Source organism: Candidatus Dormiibacterota bacterium (assembly GCA_035532835.1).
Lineage (GTDB): Bacteria > Vulcanimicrobiota > Vulcanimicrobiia > Vulcanimicrobiales > Vulcanimicrobiaceae > DAHUXY01.
Map to the genome: position 1 here is coordinate 1 of DATKQG010000059.1, position 21,802 is coordinate 21,802.

The 21,802-nt window shown below is 62.4% G+C and carries 17 protein-coding genes; 13 read left to right on the forward strand and 4 right to left on the reverse strand.

Annotated elements, in window-relative coordinates; genetic code table 11:
• The 3 genes from VMW12_07600 to VMW12_07610 form a co-directional block, all read left to right on the forward strand.
• Positions 1–1,588: hypothetical protein (locus VMW12_07600; GenBank protein HUZ49585.1), on the forward strand; the 1,588-nt coding region annotated here is incomplete at its 5' end.
• Between the two features lie 82 nt (positions 1,589–1,670).
• The gene (locus VMW12_07605; GenBank protein HUZ49586.1) at positions 1,671–2,747 is read left to right on the forward strand and encodes a redoxin domain-containing protein; all 1,077 of its coding nucleotides are present in this window, start codon (positions 1,671–1,673) and stop codon (positions 2,745–2,747) included.
• A 291-nt stretch (positions 2,748–3,038) separates the two neighbouring features.
• Entirely contained in the window at positions 3,039–4,280 is a 1,242-nt protein-coding gene (locus VMW12_07610) for a winged helix-turn-helix domain-containing protein (protein ID HUZ49587.1), read from the forward strand.
• Positions 4,281–4,346: 66 nt separating this feature from the next.
• On the opposite strand, the gene VMW12_07615 is transcribed toward VMW12_07610, so the two are convergent.
• The 4 genes from VMW12_07615 to VMW12_07630 form a co-directional block, all read right to left on the reverse strand.
• Positions 4,347–5,390 (reverse strand): NHL repeat-containing protein, encoded by a 1,044-nt coding sequence (locus VMW12_07615; GenBank protein ID HUZ49588.1) that lies wholly within the window; start codon positions 5,388–5,390, stop codon positions 4,347–4,349.
• Positions 5,391–5,580: 190 nt separating this feature from the next.
• Entirely contained in the window at positions 5,581–6,126 is a 546-nt protein-coding gene (locus tag VMW12_07620; GenBank protein HUZ49589.1) for a hypothetical protein, read from the reverse strand.
• Positions 6,127–6,552: 426 nt separating this feature from the next.
• Positions 6,553–9,636, reverse strand: a complete 3,084-nt coding sequence (locus tag VMW12_07625) for a hypothetical protein (GenBank protein HUZ49590.1) — start codon at positions 9,634–9,636, stop codon at positions 6,553–6,555.
• An 84-nt stretch (positions 9,637–9,720) separates the two neighbouring features.
• Positions 9,721–10,740: an alpha/beta fold hydrolase gene (locus VMW12_07630; GenBank protein ID HUZ49591.1), complete on the reverse strand. Its 1,020-nt coding sequence runs from the start codon at positions 10,738–10,740 to the stop codon at positions 9,721–9,723.
• A gap of 326 nt (positions 10,741–11,066) precedes the next feature.
• On the opposite strand from VMW12_07630, the gene VMW12_07635 reads away from it, so the two are divergent.
• The 10 genes from VMW12_07635 to VMW12_07680 all read left to right on the forward strand — a co-directional run bounded on the left by VMW12_07635 (position 11,067) and on the right by VMW12_07680 (position 21,725).
• On the forward strand, positions 11,067–11,204 hold the full coding sequence (locus VMW12_07635) for a beta-1,3-glucanase family protein (protein ID HUZ49592.1): 138 nt from the start codon (positions 11,067–11,069) through the stop codon (positions 11,202–11,204).
• 166 nt (positions 11,205–11,370) lie between these two features.
• Positions 11,371–12,438 (forward strand): AI-2E family transporter, encoded by a 1,068-nt coding sequence (locus tag VMW12_07640; protein HUZ49593.1) that lies wholly within the window; start codon positions 11,371–11,373, stop codon positions 12,436–12,438.
• Positions 12,435–14,855 (forward strand): cation-translocating P-type ATPase, encoded by a 2,421-nt coding sequence (locus VMW12_07645; protein HUZ49594.1) that lies wholly within the window; start codon positions 12,435–12,437, stop codon positions 14,853–14,855. Before VMW12_07640 ends, VMW12_07645 begins: the two co-directional genes overlap by 4 nt.
• 80 nt (positions 14,856–14,935) lie before the next feature.
• Positions 14,936–15,481 (forward strand): YceI family protein, encoded by a 546-nt coding sequence (locus VMW12_07650; GenBank protein ID HUZ49595.1) that lies wholly within the window; start codon positions 14,936–14,938, stop codon positions 15,479–15,481.
• Positions 15,478–16,383, forward strand: coding sequence for a hypothetical protein (locus VMW12_07655; protein HUZ49596.1), 906 nt, complete (start codon positions 15,478–15,480; stop codon positions 16,381–16,383). The genes VMW12_07650 and VMW12_07655 overlap by 4 nt, the downstream gene beginning before the upstream one ends.
• Before the next feature lie 158 nt (positions 16,384–16,541).
• Positions 16,542–17,423 (forward strand): xanthine dehydrogenase family protein subunit M, encoded by an 882-nt coding sequence (locus VMW12_07660; GenBank protein HUZ49597.1) that lies wholly within the window; start codon positions 16,542–16,544, stop codon positions 17,421–17,423.
• On the forward strand, positions 17,420–17,911 hold the full coding sequence (locus tag VMW12_07665; GenBank protein HUZ49598.1) for a (2Fe-2S)-binding protein: 492 nt from the start codon (positions 17,420–17,422) through the stop codon (positions 17,909–17,911). The genes VMW12_07660 and VMW12_07665 overlap by 4 nt, the downstream gene beginning before the upstream one ends.
• A 6-nt stretch (positions 17,912–17,917) precedes the next feature.
• A complete protein-coding gene (locus VMW12_07670; protein HUZ49599.1) occupies positions 17,918–20,278 on the forward strand; it encodes an aerobic carbon-monoxide dehydrogenase large subunit in 2,361 nt (786 codons plus the stop codon).
• Positions 20,275–20,721, forward strand: a complete 447-nt coding sequence (locus VMW12_07675) for a carbon monoxide dehydrogenase subunit G (GenBank protein HUZ49600.1) — start codon at positions 20,275–20,277, stop codon at positions 20,719–20,721. The genes VMW12_07670 and VMW12_07675 overlap by 4 nt, the downstream gene beginning before the upstream one ends.
• Positions 20,709–21,725, forward strand: coding sequence for an XdhC family protein (locus VMW12_07680; protein ID HUZ49601.1), 1,017 nt, complete (start codon positions 20,709–20,711; stop codon positions 21,723–21,725). Before VMW12_07675 ends, VMW12_07680 begins: the two co-directional genes overlap by 13 nt.
• Positions 21,726–21,802: the final 77 nt, after the last annotated feature.

Genomic DNA, 21,802 nt, shown 5'->3' on the forward strand with positions numbered 1-21,802 from the left:
GCAGAACTACTCGTGCTATAACACCGTAACCAAGACCGTATTCGAAGCACCGTTGCTTCCGGGACAATTCCCGCCGGCCTCTCCGACCTACGAAACCGGCGATTGTAACACGGCCATCGGCGCGGCGCTCGGTACCGCGCAGACGAATTGGGTTCACCCGAACGGCACCACGCAAGATGGCGTGGCCGCACCGCTCTGGTCGAACAATTCGCCGAGCAGCTACAACCTGAAGTACTACTCGGTTCGCCTGGCGGGCACGTACACGGAGTCGCCGGACACCGTCTGGCGCTTCGAAGGTGGCCGCTACATCGAGCCTCCGATCTCCGCATCGGTGCAGTACCTCGACCAGTCGGGTAACAACTCGACGAGTTGGGCCGGCTTCATGAACCTCGGGTTCTTCTCGCCGTTCCATCCGATCCCGTCGCAGACGTCGGGACAGTATGACGTTTCACTAGAACGCCACATCCGCGGTACCGACGTGAGCTTCAAGATCTCGCCGTTCTACAACCTGACCAACGGGTACCAAGAGCAGGCCTTCATCGGCCCCGGCTTCGTGACCCAGGTTCCGGTTGGACAATTCCGCAGCATGGGCGTCGAGGGCCAAATCACCAAGGGTGATTTCAACCGCAACGGCCTCTCGGGCCAGCTCTCGTTGACCTATACCAAAGCGCAGGTCCGTTACCAGGACGGTCTGGCGAACAACCAAGTCAATCTGGTGAACGGCGTCATCACGCAGTTCAACGCATTGACTAAAGCCGGCGGCGGATCGCCGTGCTACACTCCGGCCGTTGCGGCCACGAGTACCGTGGGCGCTCCCACGGCTTGCGGCCTCGGCATGATCGCCAACCCGTATTACAACATGAACACGCAGAGCACGTTGGATCCCAACGGTTGGTACGCTCCGGCCGGTATCTATACCAGCCCGGGCTACGTTACCAGCTTCGAGTTCTACGATTCCCCCTGGGTCTCGTCGCTGATCTTGAACTATCGTCACGATAAGTTCGCGGTCACGCCGAGCGTGCAGTTCGCTTCCGGCTCGTCGTACGGTTCGCCGTTCGATACCACCGGCGCCGACCCGCGCGAATGCCAGAGCGTCGATAGCAGCGCCACCAACCCGAATCAGTGTAATTACCTCTCGCTGATCGCGGGTGGTGCAACGCCGTCCGGCGTGCTGTACGTGCCGAATTGGCAGACTGGATCGTTTGCTTCGATCGGTCAATTCCGCAACCCGAACCTGCTCACCGGTAACCTCGCATTGACGTACGACGTCAACCCGCGCATCACGGCGCGCGTCACGCTCACGAACATCTTCCACACCTGCTTCGGCGGGACGAAGGCTCCGTGGACGTCGGCGTATGCTCCGGGCGCGAACGTTTGTGCCTACGGCGCAAACGGCACGTACGTTTCGAACTACCAGCTCGGCGATGGCGCCGCGAACCCAGCCAACACCAGCGCGTATAACTCAGCCGCCAACGGTACGACTCTGTACCCGTGGCAGCAGCAGTCGTACTCGCCGAGCAACGGTTCGTTCGCGGGATTCATTCCGGCTCCGTTCAACGCGTACTTCAACCTCGAGGTCAAGCTCTAACATAAGATGAGCCAAAGGCGGAAAGGGCCGCGTTCGCGCGACCCTTTCCGCTCCTTCCAAGAAATAACTACTATGGATCGCTATGCTTAAGAACGTCATGCAGAGCGTTTTGTGCGTCGCCCTGCTGCTCGCATCGCTACTGCACGGCGGGGACATCAGCGCCGCGCAACCGACGACGTTGCTGAACTTCGATGGGAATGCCGGATGGATCAACAGTCCACCCCTCACGGTGGCATCGTTGCGCGGTAAAGTGGTGCTGGTGGATTTCTGGGAATACACCTGCATCAATTGTTTGCGGACGCTACCGTATTTACGCGAGTGGTATCGGCGATATCACCGTGATGGCTTCGTCATTATCGGGGTGCACACGCCCGAGTTCCGTTTTTCCGGCCTTGAGGAAAACGTCGCCGCCGCCGTAAAGCGGCTAAAAATAACCTGGCCCGTGGTTCTCGATAGCAATGATGCGATCTGGGAGCGCTACCACAACACGATTTGGCCGCACGAGCTCCTGTTCGATCCCGATGGGCACCTTGTCGAGAGCGTCGAGGGAGAGGGCGGTTATCCGCAAACCGAAGCGAACATTCAGAGGCTTCTGCGCGCCGCGCATCCACAACTCTCGCTGCCTCCGGTCATGGCGCTTTTGCCGCAGGACAGTTACGATAAACCCGGGGCCGTGTGCTATCCGCAGACGGCGGAAGTTCTGGTCGCGCATCATGCGGTCGCGAACGCAACGGCGTTTAACGAGCCGTCCGCGGATACGCGCTACATCGATCGCGGCACGAATACCGATGGGCGCATATACCTTCAGGGTTTTTGGCACCGAACGCCGCAGGCCGTCGTCTCAGGAGGAGGGCCGGGCTATCTCGACCTTGCGTATCATGCCGTGCAATTGGTCGGCGTCCTCACATCCGAGCATGGGACGCCGGTGCGCGTAGACGTGACCCAGGACGGCAACCCGGTGCCCAAAGACGATGCCGGCCGGGATATTCGCTATGATTCGTCCGGGATGTCTTTTATTAACGTTGAGGAACCTCGGGCCTACGATATCGTGATGAATGCGAACTTCGGCTATCATACATTGCGTCTGATACCGCAGGCATACGGTCTGGACGTTTACAGTTTTGCGTTTGAATCGTGCGAGGTTCCCCGGCACACGTAACCCATTTGTCCGCGGCGCCGTCCGTTCGTTCGCGACGGGCGACGGCGACCGTTGATAAAGTCAGCTCTAAAAGAGTGACTTGTATCTAAAGGGTGACTGGTTTATATGATTTTAGCGGCGGGGACGAGGCAGCCGGATGGTACCGTAGGCGCGGTATCCACGGACCTGTTTGATGCCGGCGAGCCCCGTGAAACGGCCACGGTCACGTTCGGGGCGTTTAGGCTGGACGTAGGGCGCAGGTTGCTGGCCGATCGGGTAACCACGAAACCCATCGGCGACAAGCTTCTCAAGATGTTGCTGATTTTTATTGAATCTCGTGGAGAGATCGTGAGCAAAGGTACCCTAGCCGAACGCATATGGCCGGGGCAGACGGTGAGCGTTGCCAACGTCAACCAGCACGTCTTTATGCTCCGTCAGCTTCTTGGAGAGTCGGCCCGGGATCATTCGTACATCATCACCCAACCCCGAAAAGGCTTTCGGTTCGCCGTTCCGGTCGCGGTCGTCGAGCAGCGGGCCGTCGATCCCGAGCAGCCGGCCACCTGGGGAGCGCCGATCGATCAGAGGGTGGCGAGCGAAGCTTTCCGTCTTTATTGCCGCGGCTGCCATTTACTCGAAACGCAGGATCTCGCGGCGGTCGAACGAGCCGTAACGGCGTTCGAAAGCGCGCACGACGCAGAGCCCTCGAACCCATTGCCCCTGACCGGCGCGGCGCAGGCCGTTCTGCTGCTCGGCGAGCAGCAGTATGTAGCGCCGCAATTCACGTATTTCAAGGCGCGAACGTACCTCGACGCAGCATTGAAAGTCGCGCCCACGTCGGCGACGCCGCGCGCGTTACTGGCCCAGTCGCTCGCGCTCTTTGCCTGGGATTTCGAGGGCGCTCGTCGCGAACTGGAGCGCGCTCGGCAACTGCGCAGCCCGAGCGTTGCCATTTACCACGCTTCCGCGTGGCTCGCCTTATGTGCGCGCAATGTTAAACGGGCGCTCTCTGAAGCCGAACGGGCCTTATCTCTGCATCCGTCCTCGCTAGCGCTCCAAATCTTTGTGGGGCGCGTGCTGATGCACGCCGAACGCTTCGACGACGCGATCGACATGTTTGATAGCATTATCGCCGGTGGGGTGCATTCGTCACTAGCGCGCGAACAGCGGGCTCGAGCGCGGTTGCTGAACGGTAACGCAAAGGGGGCGATCGATGACGTGCGAGCGCTAGAAGGAGCGGCCGGCCCGGAGGCGTTGGCGTTGCTCGCCCGCGCCTACGCGGATACCGGGCAGGAAGGGCTCATCGAAGCCGTCTATCGGCAACTCGTCGCTATCGCGGAGCGACGGTACGTCTCTCCGGTGAGCATTGCGGTGGCCGCGGCCGCTTACGGACTGGCAGCGGAGGCCCTGGCGCAACTCTCTCGCGCGTTCATCGAGCACGATCCAAACCTGCTGCAACTGGCGCTTCAGCCGGGCGTTCGTCGCTGGTTTAGGAATCTCGAAAGCATCCCGGACTTTCAGAAATTGCTCTGGGCTCTTCCGTCCCCGCATCCATGATGTATTCATCGAACGACGTGCCGGCGATTGTTGAGCCGCTCGGCGTAAGGGTCGGCCCAACCGCGTTCACCGGACGGCGATGCCTTCCGGCGTGTTGAAGATGCCGGTGAAACGTTCGACATAGGTGACGTTGCCCGAGGTTCCCGGCGGATAGACCTTCACGGCTCCATTGGGGCCCTCATCGCCGACGTAGACGTAGCCGAGATTATCGAGTGCGATGCCGTACGGATTGCCGACGTAGTTCGCGTCCGTGTATTGGCCGATCGGTGCCGCGTTCGCGACGGCGGAGGCCGCGTAGATGTTCACGGTTCCGGTTGCCGGCGGCGTTAGATTGGAAACGTAGATATTTCCCGCCGCATCGAGTGCGACGCCGTTTGGCTTAACCAGCAGGGTCGACGATCCGGCGATCGTCCGTATCGGCGCGGCATTGCCGCTCGCAGTCGCGGCGAAGACGTCGATGGCGGGAGCGTCGGTGTTAGCCACCCAGATGTTGCCGGAGCTATCGACCTGCAGGCCGCGCGGGTGCATCAGTGTGGTCGTCGATCCTTTGATCGTACGCAAGGGTGTCACGCTCCCGGAGGAGCCTGCGGCAAAGACGTCGATCGCGTCGTTCCCGTAGTCTGCGACGTAGATGTTGCCGGCCGCGTCGAAGGCGATCGCCGACGGCTGAACGAGCACGCTCGACGAGATCGTGTTGATCGGCGCTACGTTACCGTTGGCGATCGATGCGAACTCCAAGATGCTTGGCTGCGTCGCCGTGAAATTGACCGTCCAGATATTGCCGGCGGGATCGAGCGCGAGCGCGATCGGCTGATTGAGCTGCGTCTGCGATCCCGAGATGGTAGCGGTCGGTGTCACGGTGCTCGTTCCCGAAGCGGGAAGCACCATGATGCTGTTCGCGCCTTCGTTGGAAACGTAGAGCGAAGTTGCGCCCACCGGCGCCGGCGAGCCCGGCGGATACGATGTCATGGGCGTCGGCGTGGGTCCGATGGGAAAGGGCGTGGTGGTGGTGCTGTTGCTTCCGCACGCGGCGAGCAGCAGCGTGGCGATGCCCGCGCCGACCAACGCCGCGGTGCGGGAGGCGAGTTGGTAAGATTTGGGTCGAGTCATAGCATCCTCCTTACGGGATGTTGGGAATAAAGCCGATTTGGTCGAGAGGGTGAACCACCAGGAGCCGTCCGATCCAGAAGCGGTCGCGTTCGGTCCGGCATTTGCCGTGGAAGGGCATACTCGGTGATGGCACCCGCTGTCGTGATCGCTGCAAGCAAGCCGCCGCTTCGTATCGGCGTGAGAGCGACACTCAGGGTGTCTGGCGGCGCACTGAGTTCAGCGTCACGCGTACAACCGAGTCGTTGGGTACCACCATGTTTTCTTTCATGTTGCTCGCGATGAGATAGCCGCCCGCGGCTCCAAGGAAGCCGCCCGCGCCGCCGCTTGCGTGAAAGATGCTCTTTGCAATAATATTGCCGACCAATACGCCGGCCACCGTTCCGAGGACTTCGCGTCCCACGTTACTCTTCGTGCTTGCCTGCATTCCGGTGACGACACCGTCCACCGCATATTGCGCGCCGTCGGCGAGCGTCAACTTGGTGAAGACCATCTCCAGTTCGGCGCGCCGGCCCGGCCCGGCGCTGACCACGTGCTCGACGCGGCCGGTCAGTATTGCGCCGGTGACGTTACCGTCCTCCGAGATCACGTCCCGTAGCGTGATGGGCTGCCCCACGTAGGCATTCGCCGTATCGATCGACTGGGTGATGACGCCGGCATATTGTGTGTCCGCGCTCGGCGCCGCGCCGGCTAATACCGCCACTGCCGCCAGGGCGCTGGCGGCGAATAATAATTTCATAATCGTGTCCTATGCATTGAGGGATATTGAATGAAATTATTTTGATACCGCGGTCGGCATTTTGTGCGAATGCTTTCGATTTCGCGTTCTCACGGCGTTCTCGATTCGGAGCACGCTCTTCTTCGATCGGAACGCTCTTGTCCGGACTCCTCGCGCAGCACATCCCTCGCGGTGTATGGGAATGCCACCATCAAGCCCATGTTCGTGCAATTTGCGAACGGTCGCGCAAACGCTAAGCTCTTGTGCGCTCGCTTGCGCTTGCAGGCGCGCCGTTAGCAAATCTGAGCGGATTTACAGGGTGGCGCCGGGCCGCGGATTGTTACGCGGCCGAGTTGGACCGGCTGGCGGCCGCCAGCATGCCGGAGGATAAGGAGGCGCAGGCCCGTTAACGTGTATGACGAGCTTGCGACCCGCGCGCGTGCGCACCTAGGGTGCTGCGGACTCCAGAGGAATGGCGTGGAGCTGACGGACGCCGGCGCGTGCGAGGCTCCGGTTGATTGCGGGAATTGAGGCCGCGTAGGCGTTGTAGGAACTCAGCGCGGCGCGGTATTCGGCGTCGATGCGGGCGTAGAACTGCGCCGCGGCAGGCGTGATGATCCCCTGCAGCGGGAAGGTTTCGAGTGTCGTCAGCGCGTTGTCCAGATTCTCGCGCAAGGCGCCCGGTCGAGAGACGGAGTCTTCGGAGTTTGTATAGTTTGCCGTCAGTTGCGCGGTGACGGTTGCGCGATCTCGGCGCGCGCGCGCAAGCGCGGCAGCGGCAGGGCCGGCTGTGAGCGCAGGCTCATCCCCCAGGGCCTTCTGCACGTTGTCGAGCTGATTGAGCATGGTGTCGACGCTCGAATAGATGCGCGTCAACTTCGCGAACGCATCGAAACTCTGCTGCATTTGTGCCTGGGTTTCGGTGGATTTCGGATCCGGCTTTACCAAGAAGCGTCGTGTGTATGTTTTGCCGTGCAGCGATATGCGCACCGCATAGTGGCCGGGTACCACCATCGGCCCGTCGTCGGGGCCTCCGAACGCGCGGTTCGCTGCGCCCGTCCACTTGACCGGCGGTGCTGTGGTGAAGTTCCACACGACGCGGTTCGAACCGGCGGCGTTTGTTCCGGTTAGCGTGCGGACGACGTGCCCGGAGGCATCGAGAATCGTCAACTGCGGTGCCGTTGATTGGGATGAGGCCTGATAGTATGTGATCGGCACGCCGTACGGCGGATTGGCCGCGGCGTAATTCGTGTAGGTGCCTTCCGTGTTGTTCGTAAGATTGTATTCATACGACGTGCGCGGTTGGAAGAGCCACGTACCGGATGCGACCGCTTTGGGGAGATCCTGTAGCGGGCGAATGTCGTCCATCACCCAAATCGAACGACCGTGCGTCGCGAGCACGAGGTCGTCGAACTGCGGTTGAATGCGGATGTCTTGAACCGAAACGGCGGGCATGTTGTTGCGCAGACTCTGCCACCGCTCGCCGCGATCGTAGGAGACCCACACGCCTTCTTCGGTTCCCAAGTACACGAGGTTGGGGTTGCGGTTATCGGGGCGGATCGAACGCGTCCACAGATCGTTCGGCAGATCGTTGACGATCGAACGCCAATGCGCGCCGTAATCGCGCGTCACCCAGACGTGCGGGGCGCTATTGCCCAGCAGGTGTGCGTCTTCCACGGCGTATGCGGTGCCGCGTTCGAGCATCGAGGGCGCGACCGTTTCGAAACGTCCGTAGCGAATCGCATCCGGCGGCGTGACGTTCGTCCAGTGGGCGCCGCCATCGCGCGTCATCTGCACGAGGCCGTCGTCAGTCCCAACCCAAATCTCGCCGCGCGAAAGCGGCGAGCCTTCGATATCCAGAATCGTGTCGGTGTACTCGGCGCCGGTGACGTCGTGTGTGATCGGGCCGCCGGCCGGAGCCTGATGCGCCTTGTCGTTGAGCGTGAGATCGGGGCTGATCGGCCGCCAAGTGTGTCCGCCGTCGGTCGTCTGGAAGACGACGTTGGCGCCGGACCACACGATGTGCGAATTCCACGGCGCAAAGCCGATCGGCGAATCCCAGTTAAAGCGGTACGGGCTCGATGCGATGTTGTAGCTCTCCTGAACGGTCGTCCAATACGGTTGCACGAACGTGTACTCGCGCGAGCTCCGCTTGTAGGTGAAGAGCCCTCCGTCTTGTCCGTCCGACCAGATGAGATTCGGGTTGTGGGGATCGGGAATGGCCCATTGCCCGTCGTCGTCGTAGACGATCGCGTACCAATCTGCGTTGGTGTTGCCGGCCATATCGAGCGAGTTCGATGGCCCGCAATAGGAATTATTGTCCTGCAATCCGCCGCAGATGGTGTAAGGGTTGTCGTTGCCTAACCCGACATGGTAGAACTGCCCGATCGGCAGGTTTGCCCAGAACGCCCAGGTGTCGCCGCCGTTGACCGTTAGCGCATACCCGCCGTCCTCGCCGACGATGACGCGCTTGGGATCGCTCAGCGCGATCCAGATGGCATGAAAATCGCCGTGTACGTTGCGCGCGATTGCTTTGAACGTCTTGCCGCCATCGGTGCTTTGCGCAAGTTCCGTCGACGCGGTGAATACGTGGTTAGGATTACGCGGATCGACCGCGATATGTGAGAAGTAAAAGGGTCGTTGATCGACGAGCGTGTTCGAACTCACCAGTTTCCACGTCGCGCCGTTATCGTCGGAGCGCCAGAGAATGCCTTGCTTCGATTCGATCAGCGCGTAGACGCGATTCGGATCGCTGGGAGCGACCGCGAGTCCGATGCGGCCCGTGATGCCCGTGGGCAGCCCGTGGCCGGTAAGGCGGCTCCACGTTCGGCCACCGTCTGCCGAACGGTACAAGCCATCTTTATTTCCGCCGCTGCTGAACGTCCATGGCCGGCGCTGAAACTCCCACACGCCCGCGTAGATGACATTCGGGGTACCGGGATTCATCGCCATATCGGAGATGCCGCTGCGCGGGCCGACATCGAGCGTCTTACTCCAACTCTTTCCCCCGTCAAACGTGACGTACACGCCGCGATCCGGCGAATCGGCGAAGACGTTGCCGAGTGCGCCGACGATGACGTGTTGCGGATCGGTTGGATCGATCAGGATGCGCGAGATATATTTCGTCGCGCGCAGGCCGACGTTCGTCCACGTCTTGCCGCCGTCGGTCGACTTGTAGACGCCGTTACCATAACTGACGTCATTGCGCGGATTCGATTCGCCCGTACCGACCCAGACCGTGTTGTCGTTCGTCGGATCGATCGCGACCGCGCCGATCGATCCGACGCCCTCTTTATCGAAGACGGCCTGCCAGCTGGCGCCCCCGTCGGTACTTTTCCAGACACCGCCTCCGGCCGCTCCGAGAAAATAGAGACTTGCATCACGGTTCGACCCCGCAACGGCCGTCACGCGGCCGCCGGCCACCGCGGGGCCGGCCTCCCGCCAGTGCAGATTGCCGGTGGGGAGAACCGCGGCAGCGGCAACGAGCGGTGCGAATAGCAGCGCAACGAGAGCGATGAGCGAGCGAATCATCACCCATGCTTAAAAATCCGGTCTGCTTTTGCCTTTCCGCAGGTCGCGTGAATCGGCACATTATCGGGGCATGGTCGTGCGGACTCATCTTTTATCTTCGAGCTCGCGCATGAAAGCGGCGAGGTGAGCCGACCAGAGCTTCGGGTGTGCCGTTGTTGAGTGGCCTACCGTTTCTTCCGATGCTTCTTGCATGACGAAGCGGCCATGGGCAACCAGCGGCATGCAGCGTGCGAGCGCATTGAGAGAGACCGGATTGAGTTCGTCGTCGGAGAAAGCCAGCGCGTAGACCTTGGCTTTAATCGAAGCCAGCCCGGGCTCCGGGTCGTAATCGGCAGAGGCCTCCAAGGCGTACAGCACGTCGTTCGCATCGGCCGACTCCGCTTGCGCGCGGGCGGCCCTGAGGAATTGCTCGGCAGCGTCGATATCGGGGATGATGGATTGCAAGTGCGGCACGCTATCGGTCATCATGCGAAGGATCGCGTAAGCCCGAAGCCAGCCTTCCGGCGGCTCCTCGTAGTGCCCATCGTTCCAAGCGGGGTCGGAGCGGATGGCATCGATGACCAGTCGCCGCCAAAGCAGATTGCGGCCCGCAATCTTCACCGGTAAGGAGACGATGGGCACGATCGCGTCCATCGCGTCGGGGAAAGCCTCGGCCCACTGCCACGCATGCATCCCGCCCATCGACATTCCAACCACGGCGCGAAGGCGCTCGATTCCCAACACCTCGGTCACGAGCCGATGCTGAAGGTCCACCATGTCGCCATATCCGTAGTTGGGAAATGCGGTCTTCATCCCGTCGCTCGGTTTGCTCGAACGGCCGTGGCCGAGGTTGTCGGGGAAAATCAGGAAAAAACGGCGCGCATCCAGAGGCTTGCCGGGAGCGAACAGCGCGTCTACGTACTCTGCGGTGAGCAGCACTCGCGCGTCCGCTCGCGTCCAGTGCAGAAGAAGAATCGCGTTGTCGATCCGCCCCGCCGCATCGCGATGCGCTTCTCCGAGCGTCGCGTAGTGCATCCGGAGCCGCGCGATACGCTGGCCGTTTCGAAAGCGGTAATCGTCAAACCACACGTCGGTGTGGGTTGCCGGTATCTCTCGGTCGCTCACGATGTCACCCATACCGAAGGGAGGGCCGGCCCGTGAGCCGCCACGGTAATATCCGGCAGCTTACAACTGGACTCCATGTTTTCCAAATAATACCATTCTCGAGCGAGCTGGGACTCCGGGCAGGCCGGGCAGGCAAAGGAAGGCAGCGAAGCGCCGCTTGGTGCGCACAAAAAATGGTACCTAGCGCACTTTTTAATATCGGGTGTTTGTCGAAAGGATTGGTCGGAGATGGGCACTTTCTCGCCGAGCGACTATGCATCCAACGTTACCAGCGCAAACCAGCCGACCGACGCGATCTTCAACTACTGGAACACGGCCGTGTCGCAATGGTTTACCACGAAGTCAGCAGCAACGGTTTGGCATACGGTTTTGCATACGACGACGTGTGTGCCCAAAGCACGACGATGCAGTTCTCGCTTGCGAGCGCCGGCATCACGATGACGCTCGGGAAGTTCTTCAGCTAAAGGCGTCTAAAGCCGTCGTTTGCGGCGCCACGAAGCGCCATCGACGGCTCGGCTGCAAGTCTCTCGAATCGTTGGGCGCGTGTGGAGGCCGCCGCGGCCCGTTTTGGCGAGCTTCACCGTTTCTTCTGCGTTCTTGCTTGCGGCTCGTGGTAGCGTTAGAGACCTAATGCGTAACCCGATCGGAACTACGCTCGCCGTCACCGCAACCGTCTTGGGCGTCCTCGCCTGCGCATGGCTGGCCGTGAAGGCCGCTCCGGCCATTCTGATCCTGCTCGTCTCCGCGATCGTGGCCAGCGCGGTCGCGCCGCTCGGTGACCGCATCGCCGGGATCTCGTTTGGGCGCGCCGGCCGCCGAACGCTTCCCCGGGGCACCGCCCTCGTCATCGCCTACGTACTCGTGCTCGGGGTCATCGGCTCGGCGGTTGCCTACTACGTTTACGTGATCGGTGAGGAAGCGCAACGCCTCGTCGTCGATATTCCGACGCTGGTGCGCCGGGTGACCGGCTCCCTCGCGCACTTGCGGGAGCTCTATCCATGGCTTCCCTCGCCAGAGAGCATTATCGGCCAAGCATCGAGCGACGAGAGCGTCGCACGGATGTATGCCGCGCGCGCCTATTCCGCGACCGTCGGAGCGGTCGGCATCGTATGGTCGGCGATCACCGTTGTGATCCTCTCGTTTTATATGGCGCTCGAATCCGACCACTTGCGCGACATGTTCCTCGATCTTGCCCCCGAGCGCCATCGAGCGACGATCTCTCGCGGGCTCCAACTCATCGGTCTGCAGTTTGGACGATACGCGCGCGGACAATTGCTTATAGCAACGATCATGGGTGTCACGGCGACCATCGGCGCAGCGGCGATCGGGCTTCGCTTTCCCTTCCTGATCGGCGCGGTTGTCGGGTTGGCGGATTTCATCCCGCTGGTCGGGGCGGTGGTGGGTGCGATTCCGGCGACGCTGATCGCGCTCACGCAAGAACGCTGGCAACTCGTCGCGATCCTGATCTTTTTCTTCGTCATCCAGCAGATCGAAAACAACGTCCTGATTCCGAAGATCATGAGCCGGGCCGTGCGCATCTCGCCGGTCGTGACGCTCGCCGCGCTCCTGATCGGGGGAGCGGCATTCGGCATCGCCGGGGCGCTTATCGCCATTCCGTTCGCGGCGGCGCTCCAAGTGGCGATTCCGACGCTGATCGGTATGCTCCGGGAGGACGCTCGCAAGGAAACCCAAGCATGAGCGAGGGCCTCTCGCAGCGCGAAGCGGAAGCGCTGCTTGCAAGAGACGGGCCCAACGAACTGACTTCACGCTCGCGCGGTGCCTGGATCGAACTTGCGCTCGGCATCGCACGAGAACCGATGGTCGTGCTGCTCGTTGTCGCAGCCGCGATCTATGCGATATTCGGCGACCCGCGCGATGCCGCGGCCCTGGGCTTCTCCGTCGTTGCCGTCGTCGTCCTCACCGCGGTGCAGGAACTGCGCACGAGCCGCGCGCTCGAGGCGCTGCGCGACCTCGCCTCACCCCGGGCGCTCGTCGTTCGCGACGGCGTCGAGACTCGCATCGCCGGGCGCGACGTCGTGGCCGGCGATACGTTGCTGCTGTACGAGGGCGATCGGGTAGCGGCGGACGCCGTCATCGTCGCCTCTCCGCACCTGCAAGTCGATGAATCGTTGCTCACCGGAGAATCGGTCGCGGTCAACAAAAGCGAAGCCGGCGCTCGCGTGTTCTCCGGGACGCTCGTCGTCGCGGGCAGCGCGCGCGCGACGGTTCTTGCGACCGGCTCCCAAACGCGCCTCGGGCAAATCGGCTCGTCGCTTGCGGAAGTCGAACGCACCGAAACGCCGCTGCAACGCGCGATGCTCCCGTTCGTCATGCGTCTCGCGGCCGCGGCGTTGGGTGTCTGCACGATCGCGACGCTCGCTTACGGATTCTTGCGCGGCGACTGGCTCAACGGGTTGCTCGCCGGCGTTAGCGCCGCAATCTCGCTGTTACCCGAAGAGATACCGGTCGTACTGGCCGTCTTCTTCGCCGTTGGGGCGTGGCGTATCGCGCGCGAACACGTGCTGACGCGGCGTCTACCCGCCATCGAAGCGCTCGGCTCGGCAACCATCCTCTGCAGCGACAAAACCGGAACCCTCACACTCAACCGCATGCGCGTTGCCGAGAGCCTCGCATTCGACGGGGCGAGCGAAGGCGAGCTGTTGGCGACGGCCGCGCTCGCAAGCGAGCCTCGCTCGTTCGATCCGATGGAGCGTGCGATCGGAGAGCGCGCTCGGGAAACCGGAGCATCGCCGGGACCCGGCGCGAACCTCGTGCGTCACTATCCGCTCTCCGCCGACTGGTTTGCGACCGCGTATGCCTACGCTTCCGGCGACGGATCCGTCGAGGTCGCGGCCAAGGGCGCGCCCGAGGCCATCCTCGCCATGTGCGCTCTCGACCCGGCCAAAAGCGCGGCGATCGCAGAACGCGTGCAATCGCTCGCGAACGAAGGCCTGCGCGTGCTGGCGGTCGCGCGCGGTAGCCTTGCGAGCGATGCATTGCAGCAGCACCAGCGCGATCTGCGCCTCACGTTTGCCGGGCTGATTGCCTTCGAAGACCCCATTCGCGACGGCGTGCCGGGCGCGGTCGCCGAGTGCGGGCGGGCCGGCGTACGCGTGCTCATGATTACGGGCGATCACCCGGCTACCGCGAGCGCGATCGCGCGTAAGATCGGGCTTCCCGATCCGGATCGCGTCATCACGGGGAACGACCTGAACGATCTCTCGGATGGCGTGCTTCTCGACCGCATCGCGCTAACCAGCGTATTCGCGCGGATCGCGCCCGAACAGAAACTGCGGCTAGTGAAGCTGCTCGTCGCATCGGGTGAGGTCGTTGCAATGACCGGTGACGGCGTTAACGACGCACCGGCGCTCAAAGCGGCGCACATCGGCATCGCGATGGGTGCTCGCGGGACGGATGTCGCGCGCGAAGCGGCCAGCCTCGTGTTAGTCGATGACGACTTCACCTCGATCGTCGCGGCGATTCGGCTCGGGCGGCGCATCTTCGACAACGTCCGCATGGCGATCGCCTACATCATCGCGGTCCACGTCCTCATCGCCGGTATCGCGCTCGTGCCGATCCTGCTGCTCTTCGCCTTGGTCCTCCTTCCGATTCACATCGTCTTCGTGGAACTCGTGGTCGATCCGACGTGCTCGATCGCATTCGAAGTGGAACCGGCCGCGCCGGATGTGATGGATCGGCCGCCGCGCCGCCCGGACGATCCGGTGCTCTCCGTTCGCGCGGTCTTTGGGCACGTCGCCGAAGGGCTTATCGCGCTCTGTGCGCCGCTCGCGGCTCTGGCCTATGCGCGGTCCTTCGGCCTTGACGATAATACAACTCGCACGATCGTGTTTAGTGCCTTCATGCTCGTCAACGTGGGCTTAATCGCCAACGGCGTCACGGCGAAGAACCGCGTGGCTGCGGCGCTCTCGCTCGGCGCGCTTGGCGTCCTCGCGGCAACGATCGCCATACCCGCGCTTCGCTCCATCTTTCATTTCGGGCTGCCGTCACCGGTGCAGCTCCTTACCGCAATGGCGATTGCGCTGGTGGTAGCACTCGCGAACTTCGCGTACCGCAAGCTGGTGCTGCGCCGTCGCAAGCCGCAGTTCGCGACGTGAGGCCGCGATAACGCGATAAAGGGAACGTCACACGGTGTTACAAGCTAACGTGAGCGATAACACGATAAGGTAGGCCAACGATGAAATGGAGATTTGAGCCCGGGCATAGCGCGGCGGAGTTTCGCGCCCGGCACATGATGGTTACTTGGGTCAGGGGATCCTTCAAAAACATGGAGGGTGAACTCGAGTTCGATCCCGGCCACCCCGAACGGCTTGCGGTTGAGGCGAGGATCGACGCGCGAACGTGCTGGAGCGGCGAACCCGCGCGCGACGAACACTTGCGCAGTGCCGATTTTTTGCATTGCGAACAGTATCCAACCATTCGCTTCGCAAGCACGGGCGCGGTGCAAATCGGGCCCGTAGACTACGAGGTCCTCGGCAATCTCACCATTCGCGCGGTGACGCTACCGGTGATGCTGGAGGTGCGACATTTGGGCATTTGGCAGACACCCTGGTGGGAAGACGGCGTCGACAAGGGGCCCAAAGAGCGCGCCGGATTTACCGGCAAAACGAGTATCGATCGTTACGACTTCGGAGTGAACTGGAATAGCGAATTGCCGGGCGACGGAATCGTGGTGAGCCGGCGCATCGACATCGTGCTCGACGTCGAAGGCATTCGCGTTTGAGAACGCTTCTCGCCGTCGCCTTGCTCGCATGCGCGCACCCCGCTTCATCGGTTATCGTGCATAGCCTCGATCGGGTTGGGCCTAAGCTGGCGACCAAACAATCGCAAGCGTTCGTCGCGGAACAACTGCAAGGCGTTCCGGCGCCGGATCGCCTCGGCGCGCACATGCCGGTCGGCATACGAGCGGCGACCGTCGCTACTTTGGTACTCCCTGCGGACGCGCACGGGCCCGCGACGTTCGTCGGCGTCAAACCGTGGACGGGCCATCGTAACCGTTATGTTGCGATCGTCTGCGCCGGCGGCGCGGGCCCGCTCTACCCGGGCCAGCCGCAATGCGCGCGCGCCGGCGATGCGAACTCCGCGCCTTTGCACGTCTATCTCGGCGTTATCGCTTTGCGAAACGGCGTACCGGTCCTGATAGCTCGGGGCGGCCCCTTCGATGCCGCGACACGCTGGAGCGATTCGGGACTTCCGCGAGAACCGATGGCGGCCGAAGACGATGCGGGCAAGCCTACCGGTCAATCGATTCGGCCGGACAGTATCGTTGGATTCGACCTCACCCCGCGTTCGATCGGAACGGGCACCAACACGTTCGGCGTGGTGACCGGTTGGATGGAAAGCTACTCCGGCGGCGGCGCGTATTTTACCGGCTTGAACCTGTTTGCGATCGACGGCCGGCGGGTGCGGCAGATTTTCGCCGCCCCAATCTCCGCATTCAGCGACGTTGCCGGAGATTGGCACAAAGATGGAACGCGCGATCACACGATCACCGACGCGGCGAATACTCTGGCCGTTTCCGCGCATCGTAGCAACGGCTATGACGATCTCATCGTCAAGAGCGCAAACGGATGCTGGGAACGCGTGTATCGCTGGTCAACTTCGGCCCGCGCGTACCGAAATTAGGTCGCTACGGCTCCAGATTTGTCTGTTTGGAATATCTAGCGCTAGCGCGCATACACCATGCAGTTAGGCCCTGGGAATTAGTAGACAGGCAACGAATCGTAGTCGTCCCCTGTGCTGACTGCCGTGCAGCCGGCGTTTGAAAGTTTTTGGAGGCTCAGGTGTTTCCAGCCCCATTTGATTACCAACGAGCACACTCGATCGACGAGGCCTTGGCGGCGCTCGCGGCCCATGGCGACGATGCACGCATCCTCGCAGGCGGTCAGAGCCTCATTCCGGCGATGCGTTTTCGCTTGGCACGTCCGGCGGTCTTGATCGATATCAATCCCATTGCATCGTTAGCATACGTGCGAGAGAACGACGGCTACCTCGCCGTCGGCGCCGGCGCGCGCGATTTTGCGCTCGAAACCACGCCGGTCGTCTCTTCGCGCTATCCTCTGCTCGCCGATGTATGCGCGGTCGTGGCCGATCCCGTCGTGCGCCAAATGGGCACGGTCGTCGGCAGCCTGTGCCATAACGATCCCGCCGGCGATTGGCCCGTGGCCGCACTCGCCGCACACGCATCCGTCGTCATCCGCGGCAAAGGCGGCGAACGCGTCGTATCGATCGACGATTTTCTCGTCGATTCGTATACCACCGCGGTCGGCGAGGGCGAGATGGCGCTGGAGGTGCGTTTTCCGACGCCGCAAGCCCGCACCGCCGGCGCATACATGAAGATCGAACGCAAAGTCGGCGATTTCGCCACGGCCGCGGCCGCGACTCGCGTGACGCTCGCGGCGGACGGCACGATTGCCAACGCATCGATCGCGCTCGGCGCCGCCGGGCCAAAGGGCTTTCGCGTGGTCGAAGCGGAGCGCGCGTTGGTCGGTGCAAAGCCTTCGAATGCGGCGATCGCTGCGGCGATGGAAGCCGCGCGTAACGCGGCCGATCCCATCGCGGATACGCGCGGTACGGTGATATTCAAGAAACAGATGGCCGGAGTGCTCGTAGAACGCGCGCTCCGAAAAACATTCGCGCGCTTAGGTTTGGAGGATGTCCGATGAAGATTTCGGTGACCGTCAACGGTACTGCCTACGAACGCGAGGTCGAGCCGCGCACGCTGCTCGCGTACTTTCTCCGCGAGAATCTCGGCCTGACCGGCACGCACGTCGGATGCGACACGTCAAGCTGCGGATGTTGCGTCGTGTTGATGGATGGGGACCGCGCGGTAAAATCGTGCACGATGTTTGCCGTGATGGCCGACGGTCACGAAATCACTACCATCGAGGGCTTCAAATCGGGCGGCAAACTGCATCCGATGCAACAGGCGTTCTCCGATCAGCACGGGCTACAGTGCGGATATTGCACGCCGGGAATGATGGCGACGGCGATCGCGTTTCTCAAGACGAATCCTAACCCGAACGAGGCGGAGATTCGCGACGCGCTCTCGGGCAATCTCTGTCGCTGTACCGGATACAACAACATCGTCAAAGCCGTTCTGCAGGCCGCCGCGGAATTATCCGCGCCCGCCGAACCGGTCGCAGCTTCTTAAGGAGCGATGCACGTGAGTACAACCGAAGTCCCCACCAACGGCCGTCACGCAATGGGCCTCCCCATGAAGCGCAAGGAAGACGCGCGCTTCATCGCCGGCAAGGGCCGATACGTCGACGACATCGTGCTGCCGAATATGCTCTATCTCGCGATCGTGCATAGCCCGTATCCGCACGCGAAAATCGTCAAGATCGATAAGACCGCCGCGCTGGCCGTGCCGGGCGTGAAGGCCGTCATTACCGCCGACGATCTGGCGGGTGTCAATCTCGCTTGGATACCGACGTTTCACGGGTACGATAAGCAAATGGTTCTCGCCGTCGGTAAGGTGCTGTATCAGTATCAAGAAGTCGCGGCGGTTGTCGCTACGTCCCGCGAGGCTGCAGCCGACGGTGTCGAACTCGTCGACGTAGAGTACGAACCGCTCGAACCCGTCGTCGACCCCTTCGTCGCGAAGACCGATAAGACGCTGGTGCGCGAGGACCGCGAAAACAAAACCAATCACATCTACCATTGGGAGGTTGGCAAGCGCGCCGAGACAGACGCGGCTTTGGCCGGCTCCGAGGTGAAGATCAAGGAGCGCGTGTACTTCCAGCGCTGCCATCCGGCACCGCTCGAGCCGTGCGGCTGCGTCGCCGATATGAATCCGGCCACCGGTACGCTAACGCTGTATATGACCTCGCAAGCTCCGCACGCGCATCGTACGGTGATCTCGCTAGTCACCGGTATCCCCGAAGATAAAATTCACGTGATCTCGCCCGACATCGGCGGCGGATTCGGCAACAAGGTTCCGATCTATGCAGGCTACGTGTGTAGCGCCGTCGCTTCGATCGTCACCGGCGTCCCGGTGAAGTGGATCGAAACGCGCACGGAAAACCTTACGACGACGGGTTTTGCGCGCGATTACCACATGGACGTGGAAATCGGCGCGACCAAAGAAGGCAAAGTTACCGCGCTCAAGGTTACGACGGTCGCGGATCACGGTGCGTTCGATGCGGCGGCCGATCCTACCAAGTACCCGGCCGGCATGTTCGGCATCTGTACGGGGTCGTACGATTTCCCGATCGCGTTCACCGAGCTCGACGCCTATTTCACCAACAAGGCGCCGGGGGGCGTTGCCTATCGCTGCTCGTTCCGCGTCACTGAGGCGTCGTATGCAATCGAGCGGGGCATGGATTTTCTCGCGCTCAAACTCGGCCAAGACCCGGCCGAGGTTCGCCTGAGAAACTTCGTGCGAAAGGACCAATTCCCGTATGCGACGCCGCTCGGTTTCGTCTACGATAGCGGCGACTATCACACGACGCTCAACAAAGCGCTCGATATCATCGGCTACAAGGAGCTACGCAAAGAGCAAGCTGAAAAACGCGCGCGCGGCGAGCTGATGGGCATCGGCATTTCGACGTTCACCGAAGTCGTCGGCGCCGGGCCGAGCAAACACTTCGACATCATGGGCATCAAGATGTTCGATAGCGCCGAGATTCGCATTCATCCGACGGGCTCGGGCATCGTGCGGGCCGGCACCAAGTCGCAGGGCCAGGGCCACGAAACCACCTGGGCGCAAATCGTCGCCGAAGAGCTGGGGCTCGACCCGCTAAATCTCATGGTGGAAGAAGGCGATACCGATACCGCGCCCTACGGGCTCGGAACGTATGCGAGCCGCAGCACGCCCGTCGCCGGAGCGGCACTTGCGATGGCGGCGCGACGCGTGCGCGAAAAGGCGCGCAAGATCGCCGCGCACGTGCTCGAGGCGCCGGAAGCCGACGTCGAATGGATCGATTACAAGTTCCAAGTCAAGGGCGTTCCATCCAAAACGATCACCATGAAAGAGATCGCATTCGCGGCGTACACGAATCCCGGGCCGAACGAGCCGGGCCTCGAGGCGACGTACTACTACGATCCGCCGAATCTAACGTTCCCGTACGGCGCGTACATCGCGGTGGTCGAGATCGATAAAGAGACTGGCTACACGCACGTACGCCGGTTCCTCGCGATCGACGATTGCGGCACGGTCATCAATCCGATGATCGTCGAAGGGCAGATCCACGGTGGACTGACCGAGGGGTATGCGATCGCCTTCATGCAAGAGATCGCCTACGACGAGAACGGCAACAATCTCCAGCCGAATTTCACGGAGTACCTGATCCCCACGTCGCTCGAGACGCCGAAGTGGGAGACCTCCAGCACCTGCAACCCGAGCCCGCACCATCCGATCGGCGCTAAGGGCGTCGGCGAGAGCCCGAACGTCGGCTCTCCCGCGGCGTTCGTCAACGCCGTCATGGATGCGCTCTCGCCGCTGGGCATCAAGCATATCGACATGCCGCTTACGCGCGACAAAGTCTGGCGCGCTATGGAAGCTGCGAAAACGCCATGAACCTACAGTGGCAGGGGCACGAGGAGATCGCCGCCCCTAAGGAACGCGTATGGGCGTTCATCAACGATCCGGGCAGCGTCGCCAACTGCGTCCCGGATTTGGTCGAGGCGAACGTCGTCGATACGCATCACGTCGACGCGGTCGTTAAGGTCGGCGTCGGACCGGTGCGGGGAAACTTCAAGCTCAAGATCGAGCTCGATCCGCAAGCCGACGGCAGCCGCATGAATCTCAAGATCAGCGGCGGAGGCTTTGGGAGCGTCGTCGATCTGGTCGCGGGGGCCGATGTCAAGGCCGCCGGCGACGCGAGCACGGTGCTCGATTGGAGCGGCAGCGCGACGATGCGCGGGCCGATTGCGAGCATCGCCGGGCGCGTGATAGACGCGCAGGCGCAGCGCGTCATCTCCACGACCTTTGCGAACGTGAAGGCGCGATGCAGTTCCTAGAGCGGGTAGCGGAGCTCGAACGCGAGCGCGTTCCGTTTGCGTTCGCCGTCGTCGTTTCGCGGCGTTCGCCCGTAAGTTCTCACCTTGGCGATCGCGCGCTCGTGTTTGCCGATGGCCGCATGGAAGGGTTTGTCGGCGGATCGTGCTCGCGCGACATCGTGCGGCGTTACGGCCTGGAAGCGATCCGCAGCGGAGCGCCGCGGCTGCTGCACATTCGCCCCGAACCGTCGTCCGGCGAACAAACGCCGTCCGGCGGCGATAGCCTGGGTGCGGAGCACGTCTTCATTCCGATGAGTTGTGCCTCCGAGGGTGCCGCCGATGTGTACGTCGAGCCGCACTTACCGGCGCGGCGCTTGATCGTTGCGGGCTTTACGCCGGTCGCGCAGGCGCTCGTTCGCATGGCGGGTGCGCTTGAATACGACGTCGTGCGCGTGGTCGACGAAGACGAAACCGCAGACCTTGCGGATTATTCGGGAGTCGTCGTGAAAGTGGGCGACCTGCGCGATTTCGCGAACAAACTTTCGGCGCTGGAGCGTGCGCGCACGGTTGCCGTCGTCGCATCGCTCGGGCATTACGACGAGGCGGCGCTCGACGCGCTCCTCGACGCGCACCTTGCTTTTATCGGTCTGGTCGCGAGCCGGAAGCGCGCCGCGCGCGTGTTCGGCGTGCTCGCGCAGGGAGGGCGTTCGCCCGAGCAACTCGCCGCGATCCGCAATCCGGTTGGGCTCGATATCGGAGCGCGCACCCCGGGAGACGTTGCCGTTTCGATTTTCGCGGAGATCGTTGCGGCCTCACCGTCGGCCCCAATGCCGGAACTCGACGAAAGCGAGGCCGCGGTTCCGGCGATCGCGCTCGATCCGATCTGCGGAATGGATGTCGAGATCGAGAACGCGCGCCATCGCTTCGAATACGAAGGGCGCACCTATTACTTTTGTGCGGCCGGGTGCCGTGCCGCCTTCGCAGCCGATCCGGCGGCCGTGCTCTCCTCGAAAGGCAGCGCTTGAAGCTCTTGTCCCTGCGAGAGCGTTTCGCCGAGCGCGGTTACGTGGTCGATGAAGATTTCGCAACGTCGCTCGAACTG